Origin of the sequence: Ensifer oleiphilus (assembly GCF_013371465.1) — a bacterium.
Classification (GTDB): Bacteria; Pseudomonadota; Alphaproteobacteria; order Rhizobiales; family Rhizobiaceae; genus Ensifer; species Ensifer oleiphilus.
Map to the genome: position 1 here is coordinate 961,280 of NZ_JABWDU010000002.1, position 17,591 is coordinate 978,870.

General features: G+C 62.2%; 20 protein-coding genes. 13 read left to right on the forward strand and 7 right to left on the reverse strand.

What is annotated here, in order from left to right; genetic code table 11:
- Nucleotides 1-2: 2 nt before the first annotated feature.
- The 4 genes from HT585_RS11400 to HT585_RS11415 are packed head-to-tail and all read left to right on the forward strand — an operon-like array spanning nt 3 to nt 4,214.
- Complete coding sequence (locus HT585_RS11400; protein ID WP_176352987.1) at nt 3-2,072, forward strand: hypothetical protein; 2,070 nt, start codon at nt 3-5, stop codon at nt 2,070-2,072.
- Entirely contained in the window at nt 2,069-2,542 is a 474-nt protein-coding gene (locus tag HT585_RS11405; protein WP_246707624.1) for a GNAT family N-acetyltransferase, read from the forward strand. Before HT585_RS11400 ends, HT585_RS11405 begins: the two co-directional genes overlap by 4 nt.
- Before the next feature lie 53 nt (nt 2,543-2,595).
- Nucleotides 2,596-3,789, forward strand: a complete 1,194-nt coding sequence (locus HT585_RS11410; protein WP_176352988.1) for a glycoside hydrolase family 5 protein — start codon at nt 2,596-2,598, stop codon at nt 3,787-3,789.
- An 8-nt stretch (nt 3,790-3,797) separates the two neighbouring features.
- The gene (locus HT585_RS11415) at nt 3,798-4,214 is read left to right on the forward strand and encodes a GNAT family N-acetyltransferase (protein ID WP_176352989.1); all 417 of its coding nucleotides are present in this window, start codon (nt 3,798-3,800) and stop codon (nt 4,212-4,214) included.
- 9 nt (nt 4,215-4,223) lie between these two features.
- On the opposite strand, the gene HT585_RS11420 is transcribed toward HT585_RS11415, so the two are convergent.
- Nucleotides 4,224-4,781, reverse strand: coding sequence for a GNAT family N-acetyltransferase (locus tag HT585_RS11420; protein ID WP_176352990.1), 558 nt, complete (start codon nt 4,779-4,781; stop codon nt 4,224-4,226).
- A 257-nt stretch (nt 4,782-5,038) separates the two neighbouring features.
- Here HT585_RS11420 and HT585_RS11425 point away from each other — a divergent pair, with 257 nt between their 5' ends.
- On the forward strand, nt 5,039-6,016 hold the full coding sequence (locus HT585_RS11425) for a glutathione S-transferase family protein (RefSeq protein ID WP_176352991.1): 978 nt from the start codon (nt 5,039-5,041) through the stop codon (nt 6,014-6,016).
- 50 nt (nt 6,017-6,066) lie between these two features.
- On the opposite strand, the gene HT585_RS11430 is transcribed toward HT585_RS11425, so the two are convergent.
- Nucleotides 6,067-6,507: an NUDIX domain-containing protein gene (locus tag HT585_RS11430; protein WP_176353282.1), complete on the reverse strand. Its 441-nt coding sequence runs from the start codon at nt 6,505-6,507 to the stop codon at nt 6,067-6,069.
- A gap of 137 nt (nt 6,508-6,644) precedes the next feature.
- Here HT585_RS11430 and HT585_RS11435 point away from each other — a divergent pair, with 137 nt between their 5' ends.
- Together HT585_RS11435 and HT585_RS11440 are read left to right on the forward strand one after the other, a co-directional pair.
- Complete coding sequence (locus tag HT585_RS11435; RefSeq protein ID WP_173420828.1) at nt 6,645-7,547, forward strand: metallophosphoesterase family protein; 903 nt, start codon at nt 6,645-6,647, stop codon at nt 7,545-7,547.
- A 182-nt stretch (nt 7,548-7,729) separates the two neighbouring features.
- Entirely contained in the window at nt 7,730-8,278 is a 549-nt protein-coding gene (locus HT585_RS11440) for a tetratricopeptide repeat protein (RefSeq protein ID WP_176353283.1), read from the forward strand.
- Nucleotides 8,279-8,341: 63 nt separating this feature from the next.
- Here HT585_RS11440 and HT585_RS11445 read toward each other — a convergent pair whose 3' ends face one another.
- On the reverse strand, nt 8,342-9,241 hold the full coding sequence (locus HT585_RS11445; protein ID WP_176352992.1) for a DUF3313 domain-containing protein: 900 nt from the start codon (nt 9,239-9,241) through the stop codon (nt 8,342-8,344).
- A gap of 289 nt (nt 9,242-9,530) precedes the next feature.
- On the opposite strand from HT585_RS11445, the gene HT585_RS11450 reads away from it, so the two are divergent.
- The 5 genes from HT585_RS11450 (at nt 9,531) to HT585_RS11470 (ending at nt 12,428) form a co-directional block, all read left to right on the forward strand.
- A complete protein-coding gene (locus HT585_RS11450) occupies nt 9,531-10,049 on the forward strand; it encodes an RNA polymerase sigma factor (protein WP_176352993.1) in 519 nt (172 codons plus the stop codon).
- Between the two features lie 3 nt (nt 10,050-10,052).
- Entirely contained in the window at nt 10,053-10,880 is an 828-nt protein-coding gene (locus tag HT585_RS11455; RefSeq protein ID WP_176352994.1) for an anti-sigma factor family protein, read from the forward strand.
- Between the two features lie 456 nt (nt 10,881-11,336).
- Nucleotides 11,337-11,546, forward strand: coding sequence for a cold-shock protein (locus tag HT585_RS11460; protein WP_077503416.1), 210 nt, complete (start codon nt 11,337-11,339; stop codon nt 11,544-11,546).
- A 239-nt stretch (nt 11,547-11,785) separates the two neighbouring features.
- Nucleotides 11,786-12,010, forward strand: coding sequence for a hypothetical protein (locus HT585_RS11465; protein ID WP_077503415.1), 225 nt, complete (start codon nt 11,786-11,788; stop codon nt 12,008-12,010).
- 37 nt (nt 12,011-12,047) lie between these two features.
- Nucleotides 12,048-12,428, forward strand: a complete 381-nt coding sequence (locus tag HT585_RS11470; protein ID WP_176352995.1) for a DUF6481 family protein — start codon at nt 12,048-12,050, stop codon at nt 12,426-12,428.
- Nucleotides 12,429-12,546: 118 nt separating this feature from the next.
- Here HT585_RS11470 and leuA read toward each other — a convergent pair whose 3' ends face one another.
- Both leuA and HT585_RS11480 read right to left on the reverse strand, forming a co-directional pair.
- Complete coding sequence (gene leuA, locus HT585_RS11475) at nt 12,547-14,256, reverse strand: 2-isopropylmalate synthase (protein WP_176352996.1); 1,710 nt, start codon at nt 14,254-14,256, stop codon at nt 12,547-12,549.
- A 454-nt stretch (nt 14,257-14,710) separates the two neighbouring features.
- Entirely contained in the window at nt 14,711-15,289 is a 579-nt protein-coding gene (locus HT585_RS11480; RefSeq protein WP_176352997.1) for an ATP-dependent Clp protease proteolytic subunit, read from the reverse strand.
- Between the two features lie 240 nt (nt 15,290-15,529).
- Between HT585_RS11480 and HT585_RS11485 the strand changes: the two genes are divergently transcribed.
- Nucleotides 15,530-16,108 carry a HupE/UreJ family protein gene (locus HT585_RS11485; protein WP_176352998.1) on the forward strand — a complete coding sequence of 193 codons (579 nt, stop codon included), beginning with the start codon at nt 15,530-15,532 and terminating at the stop codon, nt 16,106-16,108.
- Nucleotides 16,109-16,158: 50 nt separating this feature from the next.
- Here HT585_RS11485 and queF read toward each other — a convergent pair whose 3' ends face one another.
- Both queF and HT585_RS11495 read right to left on the reverse strand, forming a co-directional pair.
- Complete coding sequence (gene queF, locus HT585_RS11490) at nt 16,159-16,623, reverse strand: preQ(1) synthase (protein WP_176352999.1); 465 nt, start codon at nt 16,621-16,623, stop codon at nt 16,159-16,161.
- Nucleotides 16,620-17,537 carry a cation diffusion facilitator family transporter gene (locus HT585_RS11495; protein WP_176353000.1) on the reverse strand — a complete coding sequence of 306 codons (918 nt, stop codon included), beginning with the start codon at nt 17,535-17,537 and terminating at the stop codon, nt 16,620-16,622. Before HT585_RS11495 ends, queF begins: the two co-directional genes overlap by 4 nt.
- Between the last annotated feature and the right edge of the window lie 54 nt (nt 17,538-17,591).

The window sequence follows — 17,591 nt, forward strand, 5'->3', positions numbered from 1 at the left end:
CGATGACCGCTGACTTCTCGCCATTCATCCCGTGGCCCTATCTGGCGGCGCTGGCCGTTGCAGCTGCGATCCTGGCCACACTCGGCATCTGGCGCGGCTTGCGCGGCGCCTGGGTGCGTGCCGCAGCGCTGGCCGCCTTCTGCCTCGCGCTTGCCAATCCGATCCTCTTCCAGGAAGAGCGCGAGCCCCTGTCGACCATCGTCGCCGTGGTCGTCGACCGTAGCCAGAGCCAGGATTATGCCGGCCGGCGCGAACAGACCGACAAGGCGCTCGCCGACCTCAAGGACCGGCTTGCCCGCTTCCCGCAGATCGAGACCCGCATCGTCGAAGCCGCTGACAGCGCGGAAAGCGAAGCGCCTTCGACCCGCCTCTTTTCCGCCTTGACCTCCGTGCTTGCCGATGTGCCCCCGGCGCGGGTTGGCGGCGCGATCTTCATCACCGACGGCCAGATCCACGATGTTCCCGATATCAACCAGAAGCTCGGCTTCGACGCGCCGATCCATGGGCTGATCAGCGGCAGGCCGGATGAATTCGACCGCCGCATCGAGATCGTCAGTGCGCCCCGTTTCGGCATCGTCGGCGAACAGCAGAAGCTGTCCTTCCGCGTGGTCGACGATGGCAAGGCGCCGGGCGGAACCGCCGAAGTCACCATCCGGCTTAACGGCAACGAGATCGCCACCGAAGTCGCCGAGCCCGGCACCGACGTGCCTTTCAGCTTCACCGTGCCGCGCGGCGGCAACAACATCCTCGAATTCGCGGTCAACGGCGTTCCCGGCGAGGTCACCGAAACCAACAATCGCGCCGTCCATGTGCTCGACGGCATCCGCGAGAACCTGCGCGTTCTGCTTGTCTCGGGCGAGCCGCATGCGGGCGAGCGCGCCTGGCGCAATCTCCTGAAATCCGACGCCGCCGTCGACCTCGTGCATTTCACCATCTTGCGCCCGCCGGAAAAACAGGACGGAACTCCGATCAACGAGCTGTCGCTGATCGCCTTTCCGACACGCGAACTGTTCGTCGACAAGATCAGCGAGTTCGACCTGATCATCTTCGACCGCTACCAGCACCGCGGCGTCCTGCCGATCCTCTACTACGACAACATCGCGCAATATGTGCAGAATGGCGGCGCGCTCTTGATCGCCGCAGGCCCCGAACATGCCGGCAACGATTCCATCGCCGCCACGCCTCTTTCGGCGGTGCTTCCGGCAAACCCGACCGGGGTGATGAATGAAAAAGGCTTCTACCCGCGTCTCTCGGATGAGGGCAAGAAACACCCGGTCACCCGCGGCCTCGAAGGCGCCGCCAGCGAGCCGCCGCAATGGGGCCGTTGGTTCCGTACCGTCGACGTCGACAGGCCGCTCGGCCAGACCGTGATGGAAGCGGCCGACGGCAAGCCGCTCCTGGTGCTGAACCGCGTCGGCAAGGGACGAGTCGCCATGCTTCTGTCCGACCAGGGCTGGCTCTGGGCCCGGGGCTTCGAAGGCGGCGGTCCTCACGTCTCGCTCTATCGTCGCACCGCCCATTGGCTGATGCAGGAGCCGGCGCTGGAAGAAGAAGCGCTGACGGCCCGCGCCGCAGGCCGCACGCTCGAAATCACCCGCCAGACCATCGAGGGCGACCCCGGCCCCGCGACCCTCACCTACCCCTCCGGCAAGACCGAGGAGCTGACGCTGACGCAACGCGAGCCGGGCCTCTACAGCGCCGAGATCAAGACCACGGAAACCGGCCTGTTCGAAGTCGCCAACGACGAACTGACCACGCTCGTCCATGTCGGCAATGTCGACGCACCGGAATTCAAGGCGGCGATCTCGACCGAGGACAAGCTGCGCCCCTGGGCTGACCAGACCAAGGGTCTGGTGCGTCGGCTGGCAAGTGCCGATGGCGCCGTCGACCTGCCGTCGATCCTGCCGGTGCGCGGCGCCGTGCGCGTCGCCGACGACCAGCGGCTGTCGCTGCGCATGACCGACGAGACGGTGCTCAGAGGCATCAACTCGCTGTCCCTGTTCACCGGCCTCTTCGGCCTTGCCGCCCTGCTCCTGCTCATATCGGCAACCTGGTACCGCGAGGGTCGATGACCGATCCGAGCATCGCCATCAGCAACCTGCGCGATGTGCCCTATTTTGCGGACGATATCGCCGAACGCGTCTGGCGGGCCTGGTGGGAACCGCGCGGCTTTCCACTCGATCACATCGCCGGGCTGGTTGCCGGGAACCTCGGCGATCATCACATTCCCTTCGCCATTGTCGCCCATCGCGGCGCGACTTTCATCGGCACCGCCTCGGTGATCGATTCCGATCTGGAGGAACGGCCCGAGCTTGGCCCCTGGGTGGCAGCCGTCTGGGTGGAGCCGACATTTCGCGGTCTCGGCCTCGGCGCAAGCATCGTTCGTCATGCAGCCGAGGCGGCCTTGGCGACCGGCGTCGAAACCATTTATCTCTGCGCCTTGCCGCAGAAGCGCGCCTTCTACCAGCGCTGCGGTTGGCAGCTCGATGAAAAGGATGTGGGTGAAAGCCGGCTCGACGTTTTCAGCATGCGCCGTTCCTGATTTAGGCCACAATGACTGTCGACATCGCAGGGACATTCTTTGGAGCCCTGTAGATGCGTTTGATAGCCTCCTCCTTCCTTGCCCTCGCCCTTACCGGCGCTATCGTCACCGGGCCTGCTCACGCGGCCGATCTCATCGATTTCTGGGACAAGCCCCAGCACGGCGGCAACAGCTTCAACCGGCTGCCGCCGGACGAGGCCTATTTCAAGGCACTTTCCAGCTATGGCGCCACCTGGGTTCGCTTGTCCTACGACAAGTGGAAGCCGGCCAAGCGCGACTATCTGATCGGCGATGCCGACAAATACGAGGGCATTCCGGCGGCCGACCTGAAGACCCTGAAGGAAACGCTCGATCGCTCCGACAAGGCCGGATTGAAGGTCGTCATCACGCCATTGTCGCTGCCCGGCATGCGCTGGTCGCAGAACAACGGCAACAAGTTCGACGGTCGCATCTGGCAGGACAAGGCCTGGTGGGCTGAGGCCGCAAGCTTCTGGCGCGACCTCGCTCGCGAACTCAAGGATCATCCGGGTGTCGCCGCCTACAACATCATCAACGAACCGGCGCCCGAAAAGCAGAACGGCCTTGCAGAACACGCCGACGAAAAGGCGATGCAGGACTGGTATGCGAGCAAGAAGGGCAGCGCCTCCGACCTCGTCGCCTTTTACGAAACGGTGATCGCCGCAATCCGCGAGGTCGACCCCGCGACCCCGATCATGGCCGACGCCGGCTGGTATGCGGCAGCCGACGCCTTCAATTATTGGCCGTCGGGCCTCAGCGACCAGAAGGTGCTCTACAGCTTCCACATGTACGAGCCCTATGCCGCCACCAGCGCGCCCAACATGAAGCGCGAAAAGCCCTATGCCTATCCCGGCAAGGTGCCCTTCGGCGAAGGCGAGCAAAACTGGGACAAGACACGGGTTGCATCTTATCTCGACCAGCCGGTGCAATGGGCGAAAGACAAGGGTATTGCGCCCAACCGCGTCGTCGCCGGCGAATTCGGCTGCATGCGCCGGTGGACCGGCTGCAAGGCCTACCTGGAGGACGTGCTGACGACGCTCGACAAGGACAGCCTGCACTGGGCCTTCTACAGCTTCCGCGAAGACAGCTGGGACGGCATGGACTACGAGCTCGGATCGAAGAAGGTCCACTGGAAATACTGGGACGCGATCGATGCCGGCACGCCGGATCCGGTCAAGCGCTCAGCGACGCCGGAGTTCGAGCCGATCGCCAAGCGGCTGGCCAGGTAGGAGCGCCCATGTTCGAGGTCACCGACGCACCGCCTGCTGCAGCGCTCGACGCCATCGGCAATGGGCTGACAGCCTTCAACGCCGCCGATGTCGGCCCGTCGGAACGGCGGCCGCTGGCGGTTATCGTCGGTGGTCCCGAAGCGGAGGGAAAGCGCGGCGGCCTCAGCGGCTACACCGCCTGGGGCTGGCTGTTCGTGCAATGGCTATGGCTGCCGGAAGATTTGCGCGGACAGGGTCTTGCTGGCAAGCTCTTGGCCGCGGCCGAGGAAGAGGCGCGTCGACGCGGCTGCCACGGCGCCTGGATCGACACGTTCAATCCACAGGCCCGGCGCGCTTATGAACGCCAGGGCTACGAGGCCTTCGGCGAGCTACCCGATTTTCCGCCGGGCCGCAGCCGTGTCTTCCTGAAGAAACGGCTCGCCTAGGAACGGCAATCAGACGGCCAACGCCAGCTCGATATCGGCGACTTCGGCCGCCTCGTCGGTGGCCGTGTCGTCCCGCCAGCCGATGACACCGGAAAGACCTGCATGCACACCCTCTGCCATCGGCACCACCAGCACCCGTGCCGGATCGACCGGGCCCGGGAATTCGAGTGCGGCGTACCGGACCTTCTCGAAGCCAAGCGGCTGATAATAGGGCGGATCGCCGACGAGGATGACGGCGTGTGAACCCTTCCGCCGTGCGGCTTCGACGGCGATACGCACGAGTTCCCGGCCGATACCCATGTTCTTGTGCGACGGCCGCACAGCCAGTGGTCCGAGCAGATGGCCCTTGATCGAACCGGCCATCACAGGCGTCATCCGAACGGAAGCGATGGTCTCGCCATTGTCGGCGCAGATAAACGACAGCGACCGGTCATGAGCGCCCTGCTCGCGGATGCGGGCAGCCGCCCGGGCAAACCGGCCAGGGCCAAAGGCTTCTTCGTTGATGATTTCGATGGCTGCGTCATGGGACGCGTCTTCGGTCAGGTAGACGAGGTCGTGCTTTTTCATGGGATCAGGAACCAGGCATACGAACGGACATAGGGATGGCTTCGCCCGAAGGGCGTTGGCAGCATCAGCGTCGTCGCAGGTTTCCCGAGAAGGTCATGAGTACGGTTCGTTCCGGACACAGAGAAATTTTCTAAAATCGCCGATACCAGAAAATTGCCCGATGTCAAAGCCCAAAACGCACTGTTCAGAAATCGATACCTTCCGCAGGTCGATAAAGCCGCTATCTATGAACGACGAAATCACGAAGGAGATTGCCCATGGGCAGGCTTGTAGACGGCATCTGGCAGGACGTCTGGTATGATACGGCAGCGACGAAGGGCCACTTCAAGCGCAGCGAATCGCAGTTCCGCAACTGGATCACGTCAGACGGATCGGCAGGTCCATCGGGCGAAGGCGGCTTCAAGGCCGAGGCCGGGCGCTATCACCTCTACGTCTCGCTTGCCTGCCCCTGGGCGCACCGCACGCTGATCTTCCGCAAGCTGAAGAAGCTCGAAGACCTGATCTCGGTCTCGATCGTCGATCCGCTGATGCTGTCGAAGGGCTGGGAATTCAAGGGCGAGGACGGCGGCACTGTCGACCACCTCTTCGGCTCCGATGCGCTGTGGCAGGTCTACACCCGCGCCGACCCGGCCTATTCCGGCCGGGTAACCGTGCCGGTCCTCTGGGACAAGCAGAAAAACACCATTGTCTCGAACGAATCCGCGGAGATCATCCGCATGTTCAATTCCGCCTTCAACGATCTGACCGGCTCAAAGGAGGATTTTTATCCGCAGGAGCTGCGCACCGAAATCGACGAACTGAACGGCCGCATTTATAGCGCCGTCAACAACGGCGTCTACAAGGCGGGTTTTGCCACCAGCCAGGAAGCCTATGAGGACGGCGTCACGCCGCTGTTCGACATGCTCGATGAACTGGAGGAGCGGCTGGCGACCCGACGCTACCTGACCGGCGGCGCGATCACCGAGGCAGACTGGCGACTGTTCACGACGCTGGTGCGCTTCGACCCCGTCTATGTCGGCCACTTCAAGTGCAATATCCGCCGGATCGCCGACTACAAGAACCTGCAGGGCTACCTGCGCGACCTCTACCAGGTGGCGGGTGTGGCCGAGACGGTCGACATGCGCCACATCAAGGAGCACTACTACCGCAGCCACACGATGATCAATCCGACCGGGGTCGTGCCCGTCGGCCCGATCCTCGATCTGTATGCTCCGCATGGGCGAGGCGCCATCTAAACACCCGACAAGGCGCTGTCTTGCGCCAGGTCAGGGCCGCACAGCCAGATCTACCAGTAGCTGTCGAAAACGCTTGCGCCCGCCAGCTCTCCAAGCCGGCGGCGCGTCGCGGGCGTCGTATCGTCAGGCAGGGCATCAAGCGCAAAAAAGCCGCTCGCCGAAATCTCCAGATCCGGCGTCTTCGGCGCCGACTGGCGAACATGGTCGCAGCGGTAAAACACCACGTGATCGCGGCGGCTCGTGCGCCTGTTGTAGTAGACCTGCACCAGCGCCGGCGGGACCGTCGCCTCGAGATTACCTTCCTCGCGCAACTCGCGCAGCAGGCCTTCGAGCGCCGTCTCGTCGCGGTCGAGGCCGCCACCCGGCAGGTGCCAGCCGGGCAGATAGGAGTGCCGCACCAGGAAGACCCGGCTTTGATCGTCGAAGCAGGCGGCGCGCACGCCAATCGTCATGCCGCGCGACAAGGCGTAGTAGCCGTGAGCCAGGCGCATCAGGACGCGGTGATACCAGCGCCGCACCTCCCGGGGCTGCTGTTTTTCCAGGTGTTTATCCTTCCGAATAGGCCGTTGGCCGGGATTAATCCGGCGACATGATTCCCCTCAACCGGAATATGCGCTAGACGGGGACGATGTTCAAACTTGCCCATATCTCCGATGTCCACCTCGGCCCCCTGCCCGATCTCTCCTTGAGGGAACTCGCCTCCAAGCGCATCACCGGCTTCGTCAACTGGCACCGGAACCGTAGGCGACACCTGTTCACGGGCACGCTCGATTGCCTGATGGCCGACATCGAGAAGCGCGATCCGGACCATATGGCAATCACCGGCGACCTGGTGAACCTCGCTTCATCGCGGGAGATCACCGCGGTTACGGACTGGCTCGACGACGCTGGAGACCCGGCCAACATCTCGATCGTCCCGGGCAATCACGATGCCTATGTGCCGGGCGCCTATGAGAAGACGACGCGCGCCTGGTATCCCTTCATGCGCGCCGATGGCGCCCCGGCCGATTGGCATGAGAACCATCGCTGTTTCCCCTATATGCGGGTGCGCGGCCCGGTGGCGCTGATCGGTTGCTCGACGGCCGTGGCGACACCGCCCTTCGCCGCCAGCGGCTATTTCGGCCAGCGGCAGGCCCGCGCCACCGTCAAACTGCTGCGCCAGGCGGGCGATGCCGGCCTCTTCCGCGTGGTGATGATCCACCATCCGCCGATCCGCGGCGCCACCTCGCTGCACAAGCGCATGCTCGGCATCCGTCGTTTTGCAGCGACGATCTCGTCTGGCGGCGCCGAACTGGTGATCCACGGCCACACGCACTTGAACACCGTCTATTGGCTGAAGGGGCAGAACGGCCCGGTACCGGTTGTCGGCATCTCCTCGGCATCTCAGGGCCCGGGCGGCCACAAGCCGCCGGCAGCCTACAACCTGTTCACCATCGCCGGCGAGGCCGGCAACTGGCACCTCACCCGCGAGCGATACGCGCTCAACGCCGACGCGACGGGCGCCACGCTGGTTGAGACCACCCGTTTCTAGGGACGGGACGATCATAGGAAAGGCCGGCCCGAAATTTGCCGGAATCCCATCCCCGAGGGGAATAAATACGCCTGTTTGCGCGTCACACTCCCGTTCGGGTTCCCACAACCGGCAGAGCGATCTATTCTCTGTGCCGGAGATGGCGTGCTCGGCGCCATTGTATCAGTTGGGAGATAGGCATGATGTACCGCAAGACCATTCTATGCACCCTGTTTGCCGCCGGCGCGGCCATCTTCGCAGCGCAGACGGCCATGGCCGCCGGCGAGGATACCAGCGAGCCGCCGAAGAAAACCAAGACGAGCAGCGAATGCACCCAAGGCAAGATCTGGGATGCCAAGAAGAATGCCTGCGTCAACGCCAAGAAGAGCGATCTGAGCGACGACATCCTTTTTCAGGCCGCCCGCGAGCTCGCTTATGCCGGCCAGTATGAGAATTCCATCAAGGTTCTCGGCGCAGTCAGAGATCAGAAGAGCGCCCGGGTACTGAACTATCTCGGTTACGCCAATCGCAAGGCGGGCCGGATGGAACTCGGCATGCAATACTACAAGCGCGCGCTCCAGGCCGACGAAAACTATATCCTCGCCCGCTCTTACATGGGCCAGGCACTGATCGAGCAGGGTCAGATCGAGGACGCCCGCGTGCAACTGGTCGAGATCCGCGACCGAGGAGGCGAAGGCACCTGGGCCTATCGCTCGCTGTTGCAGTCGCTCGGCGGCATCCGGCACTATTGATGCATGCTCGCTGCCTTCCCGCAACCGGGAAGGCAGTTCCGCACCAAAGCTGAAAGCGCCTCCTCAGTTGCGCTTCTTCTCGGTCCATTCCGGCGGCAGGCCCAGCGCGCCGCCGACGATGCCCGTCACGCCCGAGCCGCGTCCGAAGACCGCACAATCGGGATCGGTCGATTTGCCGGTGACCGCATAGGACACGCTGTTTGAAACGGCCTTCATCGACGGCAATTCGAAATCCGACTTCATCGGGTCGTTCGATTTTGCCAGCAATGCGCTGAAATCTTCGGAGAAGTCGCCGGCCAGTTCGAAGGCGTCCGCCGCTGTCGATGCGCGCGAGCCGTTGGTCAGGATATTGGCGCCCCGTGCCCATGTCAGCCCGGCGATCTGCTTGCCCCTTGCATCGAAAGCCTCCGCCTCGACGGCGAGGCTGCCGAGACCGATCGGAATGCGCGGGACCGGCACCGGTGCCACCGCCGAGGTGACGGTCGACACGCCGGCGACGACGGCATTCGTCGCCTTGACCTTGCTCACCACGGAGCGCACCGCCATATCCGCGGGCTTGGAGACCGGCACGACATCAAAATGGGCGCTGAGCGCCTCGCAGAGCGACCGATCTATGCCCGTCGCCACCAGTTTCTTCTGGGGATCGCCGAGCGTGCCGACATCGGCATTGGAGGCAAAGGTCGTCGGGATCAGGTGCACGGTCTTCACCGTCTTGGTCGCGGCGGAATCGACCCGGTACTTCGTCTTGGTCACCATGCCGTCGCTGGCGACGAAATCCTTGTAGGACGACAGCGATCCGGTCTCGCTGAGCGACGCGCTCTGGCAGGCTGCAAGGCCTGCAAGAGAGACGCTCAAGCCCACGACGCGAAGGTACGGCGACGCCGACCGCAACCGTTCTCCCAGGACGCGCGCAGAGGATCGCCAGCCGCGACTGCCTGCACGATCAATTTCTTGTTTGTTCATTGACACTTCCCCCGACAACGACTTGCAGTTGTGCGGATGAGTGCCAGTCAGATTCGGGCTGAACTTTGACGCAACGTCGGTCGGACCTACCAGTTTACGGTAACGACCGCCTCGCGAAACGACATGAGGGCGAGCGAAGTTTTTGGGATAACGACGCAAGAAAGAGCAGATTTCGCTTTCTGATCCGGGACTTCCCTTGCAGACTAATACTCAAATGTTTCATATCATTCGCCGTGGATATTGCCTGGCGAATAAAGACACGATCCCGCACGTTTCATTTGGAAGAGCAATGCGCCCAGCGGCAGAAACGAAGGACTTCAGACGCGACTTGGTCAGCCTGCTGCCCAAATTGCGCCGTTTCGCAATGACATTGACGCGCAATGCCCATGATGCCGATGACCTTGTCCAGGAAGCTTGCGAAAGAGCGATTACGCGCAGTCACCTCTGGAACGGAGAAGGCCGACTCGAAAGCTGGATCTACGCCATGACGCGCAATCTCTGGGTCGACGAGATCCGCAAGCGAAAAGTCCGCACCGGCAGCGGCACGGTCGACGTGTCCGACCAGGACGAACTCAGCGTCGAGGCCTCCGCCGAAAAGGCCGTCTACGCCAACCAATTGCAGAAGATGATCCTCTCCATGCCCGAAGGCCTGGCAAGCACGTTCCTCCTGGTCAATGTCGAAGGCCACAGCTACCGCGAGACTGCCGATATCCTCGGCATCCCCATCGGCACGGTCATGAGCAGGCTATCGACAGCGCGCCTCAGGCTCGCGACCATGATTTCCGAAAACTCCGAAAGGAGGGCATGACCGTTGCAGCAGACGAAAGGTCACGCGCTCGAGATTCGGTTGTGCGCCTACATCGACGGCGAACTCGGCGACGCAGAGAAGACTGAGCTGGAGGCGCTCCTCGCCCGCGACGAGGACGCAAAGGCGCTGTTCGAAAAGCTGAAGGCCGGTAGCGCCTTCGGCAACACGGCTTTCGAGGATTTCCTGCATGACCCGGTGCCACTGGCGCTTGTGCGGCAAATCAAGCAGGGTTCCGGTATCAATCCCAAGGTGGAACGGGTAACGATCGCGGCGGCCAATGTCAGCCGCGTGCGCGTCTGGCCGCGCGTGATGGCCGCTTCCATGGCGCTGGTTCTGCTCGGCGGCACCGCCGGCTATATCGTCGGGACGACAACCGGCCTTAGCGAGCCGACGAAGCTTGCTTCAGCACGCAACTGGCTCGACGACATCGCCGACTATCACCGCATCTATTCACGCCAGAAGGAACGTCTCGTCGAGGTTCCTGCCTCCGAAGCACCTGTTATCGAGACCTGGCTTGCCTCCAGCGTCGGCGTGCCGTTCACCATCCCAAACCTTACCGGCAAGGGGCTGAACTTCGAGGGCGCACGTCTGCTGGTCGCAAGCGGCAGACCCGTCGCCCAGCTCGTCTATCGCAATGCCGATGGAGACGTATTTGCAATCTGTTTCCTCAAGGACAGCGACAGCCCGCAATCCGACAGGTTCTCCGAAAGCATCCGCGACGATCTCGGCATGGTTTCCTGGCAGCGCGGCGGCGCATCCTTCGTCGTCGTCGGTCCGTCCGCAAATCCCGGCCTGCACGATCTGGCCGAAGCGGTCTCGACGACGATCTGACCCCGCACCTTCACACCGCAGTGCCTCTACGTCGAGACGGATCCGTCCGCTGGCGTGCCATTCGTCAGACTGGATATCGTCGGTGTGAAATCCAGGTCGGCCGCCGGTGCGGCAGAAAGAAAAACTGCCCAACCCCCGGCAGCTATTTATTCACATAACCAAAGAGTTAAAGCCGCTCAGGCTGCCGAAAATACATCTGCCGCGCCCTGCAAATACTGGCTCCGAATTATGGTGTCGGCACGCCCGGAAAATTGGTAAATTTCAGCAAATAAAAACCAAAGGTTGACATTGCAATACTTTATCTCTATCTCTTGCAAATCGATATTTGCTTGCTGAGCTTTGGTTACCGCGCATTTAGCAACCGCGCCCTGAACGAACCTTCCTTTCAAAAATCGCTATCATCATCCGCAGCGCTTCCGCGCGGCGGTCATTCAATATGCTATGAAAGGGTTCATCATGACCACTGGCACAGTTAAATGGTTTAATTCCACCAAGGGCTTCGGCTTCATCCAGCCTGACAACGGCGGCCCGGACGCATTCGTCCACATTTCCGCCGTCGAGCGCGCTGGCATGCGCGAAATCGTCGAAGGCCAGAAGGTCGCCTACGACATGGAGCGCGACAACAAGTCGGGCAAGATGTCTGCCTGCAACCTTCAGGCAGCTTAAATCGGTATCGGCTCTCCCTTGACCACGGATGTACTGGCACTGTCGAGAGCATGATACCTATCAAGGTCAGGCACTATGCCTGGCCTTTTTTATTACTGCGTGTTGCCTGCATGATCCCGTGGATCGGAACCGGTCCGGAGATGAAACCATGTGGGAACCAAAGGGATAGCGCGGTTGTAGCGCGCCTTCATGTGGAGGTGCACCACCGCAGGCGAGCCCTTTTTAAGTCGGGAAACCCCATGACAGAGACACACAACAAATCGCGCCAGCGCGCCGAGATCGCCTTTGCCAAGGAGCAATCGCAGTTCTTTGCCCGTGACAGCGCGGTCGAAGAGCTCGACTCGATCGTCCAGGCTCGCGAGGAGAAGACCTTGCGCCTGCGGGAAGCCCGCCTGGCAAAAGAGTTGCAGGATCGCCTGGCGGCGGCCGCCGCCCCCGTTTCGAAACGTGTCAGAAAGGCCTGACTTTCAGTCAGGGTGACACCTCAACTGGAATAGAGACTTGAGAAACATCAGAAACAACGAACTCACCGACCGTCGCAGCGCCGCCAACGACGCGAAGGCAGCGCTTCTCCAGGCCTATCGCGCCGCGAAGGAAGCAGCCGAGCCGACCCAGCTCGCCCGCCAGGCCGAACGCCAGGCTGTCGCTGCCGCCCGCGAGGAACGGCGCATCGAACGCGAACGGGTAAAGACCGAGGAGCGCGATCGCGCGCAGGCGGAGGCCGCCGAGCGCGAGGCGGCAATCGCCGCTGCAGCAACGGCTGAGGCCGAAGCACGCGAAGCAGCCGACAAGAACCGCATTTCACGCGTCATCGAAGACGAAGCTGCGCGCAAGGCCGAACGCGACCGGCGCTACGCCAACCGCAAGGCCCGGCAGGGCTAAAGCGCTCGGAGTTCGGCCCGAAATCGACCCTGTCGGTCGGGCCGTCCATCGCATGCCAGCGAATGACATTCCAATTGAAAACGCCGCGCATCGATCACGACGCGCGGCGTTTTGTTGATCAGGCGTTTTTCATGTCCAGCACGCGGTTGGCGGCTGAAACGATCGCTTCCAGCGAAGCGGCGACGATATTGGTGTTGATACCGGCACCGAACAGTTTTCCGCCCGGGTGCTCCATCTCGACATAGGCGATGGCGGCGGCGTTCGAGCCGTGCTGCAGCGAATGTTCGGAATAGTCGGCGACCGAGAGGTCGATACCGAGGTAGATCGACAGCGCATTGATGAAACCATCGATCGGACCGGTGCCCTTGCCCTCGATGCGCTTCGTCTCGCCATTGTCGGTGATCTCGGCTGCAACCACGCGCACGCCCTTGTGCTCGCCGACCGGATAGGTGTGGTGATCGACGAATTTTATGCGCGCGCCGGGCTGGTCGACATAACGCTCGATAAAGCGTTCATGGATCCGCTTGGAGGGCAGCTCCTTGCCTTCCTCGTCGGTGATGCGCTGGATATCTTCACGGAACTCGACCTGCAGATTGCGCGGCAGGTTGATGCCGTAGTCTTCCTGCAGGATGTAGGCAATGCCGCCCTTGCCCGACTGCGAGTTGATGCGGATGATCGCCTCGTAGGAGCGACCGACGTCGCGCGGATCGATCGGCAGGTAAGGCACTTCCCACTGCGGCTTGTTGGCGGTCTTGATCGCCTTCATGCCCTTGTTGATCGCATCCTGGTGCGAGCCGGAAAACGCGGTATAGACCAGCTCGCCGACGTAAGGGTGGCGCTCAGGGATCACCATCTGGTTGGAATATTCGTAGACTTCCTTGATCCGCTCGATGTCGGAGCAATCCAGGTTGGGGTCCACGCCCTGGGTGAACATGTTCAAGGCCAGCGTCACGACGTCCACATTGCCCGTGCGCTCGCCATTGCCGAACAGCGTGCCTTCGACGCGGTCGGCGCCGGCCATCAGGCCAAGCTCCGTCGCCGCGATGCCCGTGCCGCGGTCATTGTGCGGATGCAGCGAAATGATCAGGCTCTCGCGATTGTCGAGGTTACGGCACATCCATTCGATCTGGTCGGCATAGATGTTCGGCGTCGCCATCTCAACCGTCGACGGCAGGTTGAGGATCAGCTTGTTGTCAGGCGTCGGCTTAACGATTTCGGTGACGGCGTTGCAGATCTCCAGCGCCACTTCCAGCTCGGTGCCGGTGAAGCTCTCCGGCGAATATTCGAAACGATAGCCGCCGCCGGCCTTGGCCGCCATGTCGGTGATCATCTTGGCCGCATCGGTCGCGATCTGCTTGATGCCCGCAACATCCTTGGCAAACACCACACGGCGCTGCAGCTCGCTGGTGGAGTTGTAGAAATGTACGATCGGCTTGTGAGCGCCCTGCAGTGCTTCGAAAGTCCGGGTGATCAGCTCCGGCCGGCACTGCACCAGCACCTGCAGCGAAACGTCTTGCGCCACATTCCCCTCTTCGATGCACCAGCGAGCAAAGTCGAAGTCCGTCTGCGAGGCCGAAGGAAAGCCGATCTCGATTTCCTTGAAGCCCATGTCGAGCAACAGCTGGAACATGCGCGCCTTGCGGTCATGGCCCATCGGGTCGACGAGCGACTGGTTGCCGTCACGCAGGTCGACCGAGCACCAGATCGGCGCCTTGGTAATCGTCTTCGACGGCCAGGTGCGATCAGTCAGCGCGACCTGCGGATAAGGCTGATACTTGACCGCCGCTTCCGGCATGCCGTTCTTGATGGAATGGGATTTCTGGATCATTGCAGCTTCTCTTCATCACTGAGCGCTCTGGCCGCTTTGCCATAACCGATCGGGGATCGGATTGCGATGGCAAATGCCGCGGCGGGCGCGCCTTTGTCCTAAAACTCTATGGGATTCGAGGAGCATCTGCCGGCATGGCTTTTCGGCCGCCGGGCGCTCCTCAGCGAACCCGGCAACCGCGAGTAAGGCCGAGAAGAAGAAGCGAGGCGAAGGCGCGCAGCGGCGCACGATTGTCATCGTGTGCGGCAGAGATCGTAGCGATCCGATATGCCCTGGCCTTGGTCATGCCAAAGCCTATACACGGCTTGCCGAAACGGAGCAAGGCGTGGATTCAGGAAACATGGAGCAGCTCCACGGGCGCTTCAATCCGCCGCCCCGCAAAACAAAAAGGGCACCGGCGCGACAACCGATGCCCTTTTCCAATTCAGCCCGCCGCTTCCGGCGAGTATCGGTCTCAGATATCCGAAACCGAGGTGATGATGCGCGAAACGAGGCCGTAGCTCTTGGCCTCTTCAGCCGACAGCCAGTAGTCGCGTTCGGTGTCCTTGGCGATCTTTTCGACCGTCTGGCCGGTCGCTTCGGAGAAGATCTTGTTCAGGCGCTCGTTCATCTTGATGATTTCGCGCGCCTGGATTTCGATGTCGGACGCCATGCCGCGGGTGCCACCAGACGGTTGGTGAAGCAGGAAGCGGGTGTTCGGCAGGCAAAGGCGACGCTCCTTGGGAACGCCGACATAGATCAGCGCGCCGGCGGAAGCGACCCAGCCGGTGCCGATCGTCCAGACCTTCGGCTTCACGAACTTGATCATGTCGTGAATGCTGTCGCCGGATTCGACGTGGCCGCCCGGCGAGCTGACGAAGAGACGGATATCGTCATCGCTGGCCGAGGCAAGTGCCACGAGCTGCGAGCACACCTTCTGCGCCAGTTCCTGGGTGATCGTGCCGTAGATGAAAATCGAGCGCGACTTGAAAAGGTTCGCCTCCGTTTCCTTGCCCAAGGGCAGTTCGGTGTTCTTGTCTTCCTCGTCGCTCATCGATGATTCTCCGGCGTCCAATAAATTTCTTTGTCAAAGTCAGATAATGCGACTCGACCGCGAAGACAATGCAACAAACCGAAGGGGCGACAAAGCGGCATTCCGGAATGTGCCTATGGTAAACACGGCCACCGCCAAATGCCGTATGGACAGCCGAACAAGCGGTAATAAGATCAGCGCGTCAACGAACAGCAAGAACGGGGCTTACCTCCCAGGCCCTGTCGATCCATGGGGACAAGCATGAACAAACGCATCCTGATTGCGGCGGCGGCGCTGATGGCATCCGCAGCACCCGCCTTCGCACACCTCAACCCGCAAGAGCACGGCTCGTTTGCCGCCGGTTTCTCGCATCCGCTCTTCGGCCTCGACCATATCCTGGTCATGGTCGCCGTCGGGCTCTGGGCCGCCCAGATCGGCGGCCGCGCGCTGTGGGTGGTGCCGACAGCCTTCGTCGCCATGATGGCGGTCGGTTTCGCGCTGGCAACCGCCGGCATCGACCTTCCGTTCGTCGAGCCCGCGATTCTCGCCTCTGTCGTCGCACTGGGCCTGCTGGTGGCCATGGCCGTGCGCCTCGATGCGGCCGGTTCAGCTACCGTCGTCGGCCTCTTTGCGCTCTTCCACGGCCATGCCCATGGCGGCGAACTCGGCAGCGCCGGCGCCCTTTCCTTCGCCATCGGCTTCATGATCGCAACTGCCGCCCTGCACGCAGCCGGCATAGGCCTTGGCGTGATGCTTGGCCGCCTCTCGGGCGGCGGCACGCTGGCGCGCGTGCTCGGCGGGATTACGGCGCTGGCCGGAACGGCCCTGATCTTCGGCTGACGATCGCGACGAGAGGCAAAATGAAAATGGCGGGCCAGGCCCGCCATTTCTTATCCCCGTCCGCGATAGGTCGGCACGCCCTGATCGGGCAGCCACAGCCCTTCGGGCGGCTTGCCGGTCTGCCAGAACACGTCGATCGGGATGCCGCCGCGCGGATACCAATAGGCGCCAATGCGCAGCCAGCGCGGCGACAACAGCGTCACCAGCCGGTTGGCGATGTCGATGGTGCAATCCTCGTGAAAGGCGCCGTGGTTGCGGAAGGAATGCAGGAAAAGCTTCAGCGACTTCGATTCCACCAGCCACTCATCCGGGACGTAATCGATGACGATATGGGCAAAATCCGGCTGTCCGGTCATCGGGCAGAGCGAAGTGAATTCCGGCGCGGTGAACCGCACCAGGAAATCCGCGCCACGATTGCCGCTCGGCACCCGCTCAAGCACCGCTTGATCGGGGCTTTGCGGCAGATCGACCTTCGCGCCCAGTTGCGACAGGCCGGATACGTCAGTCTGGCTCATTTCCGTACTCCACTTACCTTTACGCGCACACCGTGCGCCGTTTCGCCTTCCGGCTCCACATGAATGGCGATCTTGGCGCCGGGATGAACGGCCCGGATCGCGTCCTCAATGCGGTCGCAGATATCATGCGCCTCTCCGACCGCCATCTTTTCCGGCACGACCATATGGAAATCCACAAAGATCACCGCGCCAGCCTGGCGAGTCTTCAAGTCGTGCACGCCAAGCGAACCCTTGGCATTGGCGGCAATCGCCTGCTTGATCGCCTCCTCTTCCTCATCCGGCACGGCTCTGTCCATCAGCCCGTCGATCGAGCGTGAGATGACAATCCAGCCCTGGAACAGAATGTTGCAGGCAACGATGACGGCAAGCAGCGGATCGAGGATCGCGTAGCCGGTGGCAATGGCAAGAACAAGGCCGATCAACACGCCGATCGAGGTGACGACGTCCGACAGGATATGATGCCCGTCGGCGCTGAGCGCAGGCGAGCGATATTGCCGGCCGGCGCGGATCAGCACATAGGCCCAGATAGCATTGATGACGCCGGCGACAAAGTTGATCGCGAGCCCGAGGACGGGCGCATCGAGAAGGACCGGCGCCATCATAGCGGGAACCGCTTCCCAGACGATCAGCAGCGCGGCAACGACGATCAGCACGCCCTCGATAACGGCGGAGATATACTCCGCCTTGTGATGGCCGAAAGGGTGCCCGGCATCCGCCGGCTTGGCAGCATATCCGATCATGGCATAGGCGATGACGGCCGCAATCACATTGACGGTCGATTCAAGGCCGTCGGACAGAAGCGCGACGGAGCCGGTCACCCACCACGCCAACATCTTCAGGCCCATGACGCCCAAAGCAAGCGGAATGCCCCAGAAGGCAAGCCTGAGGACGGTTCTGTTATCGGATACGGACATCTTCATCATTCCTCATGCAGATGCAAACGAGTTGCAAACGCAAGCCCATTGAAA

Bases quoted from the DNA above. Each gene is read 5' to 3' on its own strand.
- leuA (WP_176352996.1), bottom strand. From the start codon at position 14,256: ATGATCCAGAAATCCCATTCCATCAAGAACGGCATGCCGGAAGCGGCG.
- HT585_RS11495 (WP_176353000.1), bottom strand. From the start codon at position 17,537: ATGTCCGTATCCGATAACAGAACCGTCCTCAGGCTTGCCTTCTGGGGC.
- HT585_RS11460 (WP_077503416.1), top strand. From the start codon at position 11,337: ATGACCACTGGCACAGTTAAATGGTTTAATTCCACCAAGGGCTTCGGC.
- HT585_RS11445 (WP_176352992.1), bottom strand. From the start codon at position 9,241: ATGAACAAACAAGAAATTGATCGTGCAGGCAGTCGCGGCTGGCGATCC.
- HT585_RS11415 (WP_176352989.1), top strand. From the start codon at position 3,798: ATGTTCGAGGTCACCGACGCACCGCCTGCTGCAGCGCTCGACGCCATC.
- HT585_RS11410 (WP_176352988.1), top strand. From the start codon at position 2,596: ATGCGTTTGATAGCCTCCTCCTTCCTTGCCCTCGCCCTTACCGGCGCT.
- queF (WP_176352999.1), bottom strand. From the start codon at position 16,623: ATGAGCCAGACTGACGTATCCGGCCTGTCGCAACTGGGCGCGAAGGTC.
- HT585_RS11400 (WP_176352987.1), top strand. From the start codon at position 3: ATGACCGCTGACTTCTCGCCATTCATCCCGTGGCCCTATCTGGCGGCG.
- HT585_RS11465 (WP_077503415.1), top strand. From the start codon at position 11,786: ATGACAGAGACACACAACAAATCGCGCCAGCGCGCCGAGATCGCCTTT.
- HT585_RS11425 (WP_176352991.1), top strand. From the start codon at position 5,039: ATGGGCAGGCTTGTAGACGGCATCTGGCAGGACGTCTGGTATGATACG.
- HT585_RS11450 (WP_176352993.1), top strand. From the start codon at position 9,531: ATGCGCCCAGCGGCAGAAACGAAGGACTTCAGACGCGACTTGGTCAGC.
- HT585_RS11435 (WP_173420828.1), top strand. From the start codon at position 6,645: ATGTTCAAACTTGCCCATATCTCCGATGTCCACCTCGGCCCCCTGCCC.
- HT585_RS11485 (WP_176352998.1), top strand. From the start codon at position 15,530: ATGAACAAACGCATCCTGATTGCGGCGGCGGCGCTGATGGCATCCGCA.
- HT585_RS11440 (WP_176353283.1), top strand. From the start codon at position 7,730: ATGTACCGCAAGACCATTCTATGCACCCTGTTTGCCGCCGGCGCGGCC.
- HT585_RS11430 (WP_176353282.1), bottom strand. From the start codon at position 6,507: ATGCGCCTGGCTCACGGCTACTACGCCTTGTCGCGCGGCATGACGATT.
- HT585_RS11480 (WP_176352997.1), bottom strand. From the start codon at position 15,289: ATGAGCGACGAGGAAGACAAGAACACCGAACTGCCCTTGGGCAAGGAA.
- HT585_RS11420 (WP_176352990.1), bottom strand. From the start codon at position 4,781: ATGAAAAAGCACGACCTCGTCTACCTGACCGAAGACGCGTCCCATGAC.
- HT585_RS11405 (WP_246707624.1), top strand. From the start codon at position 2,069: ATGACCGATCCGAGCATCGCCATCAGCAACCTGCGCGATGTGCCCTAT.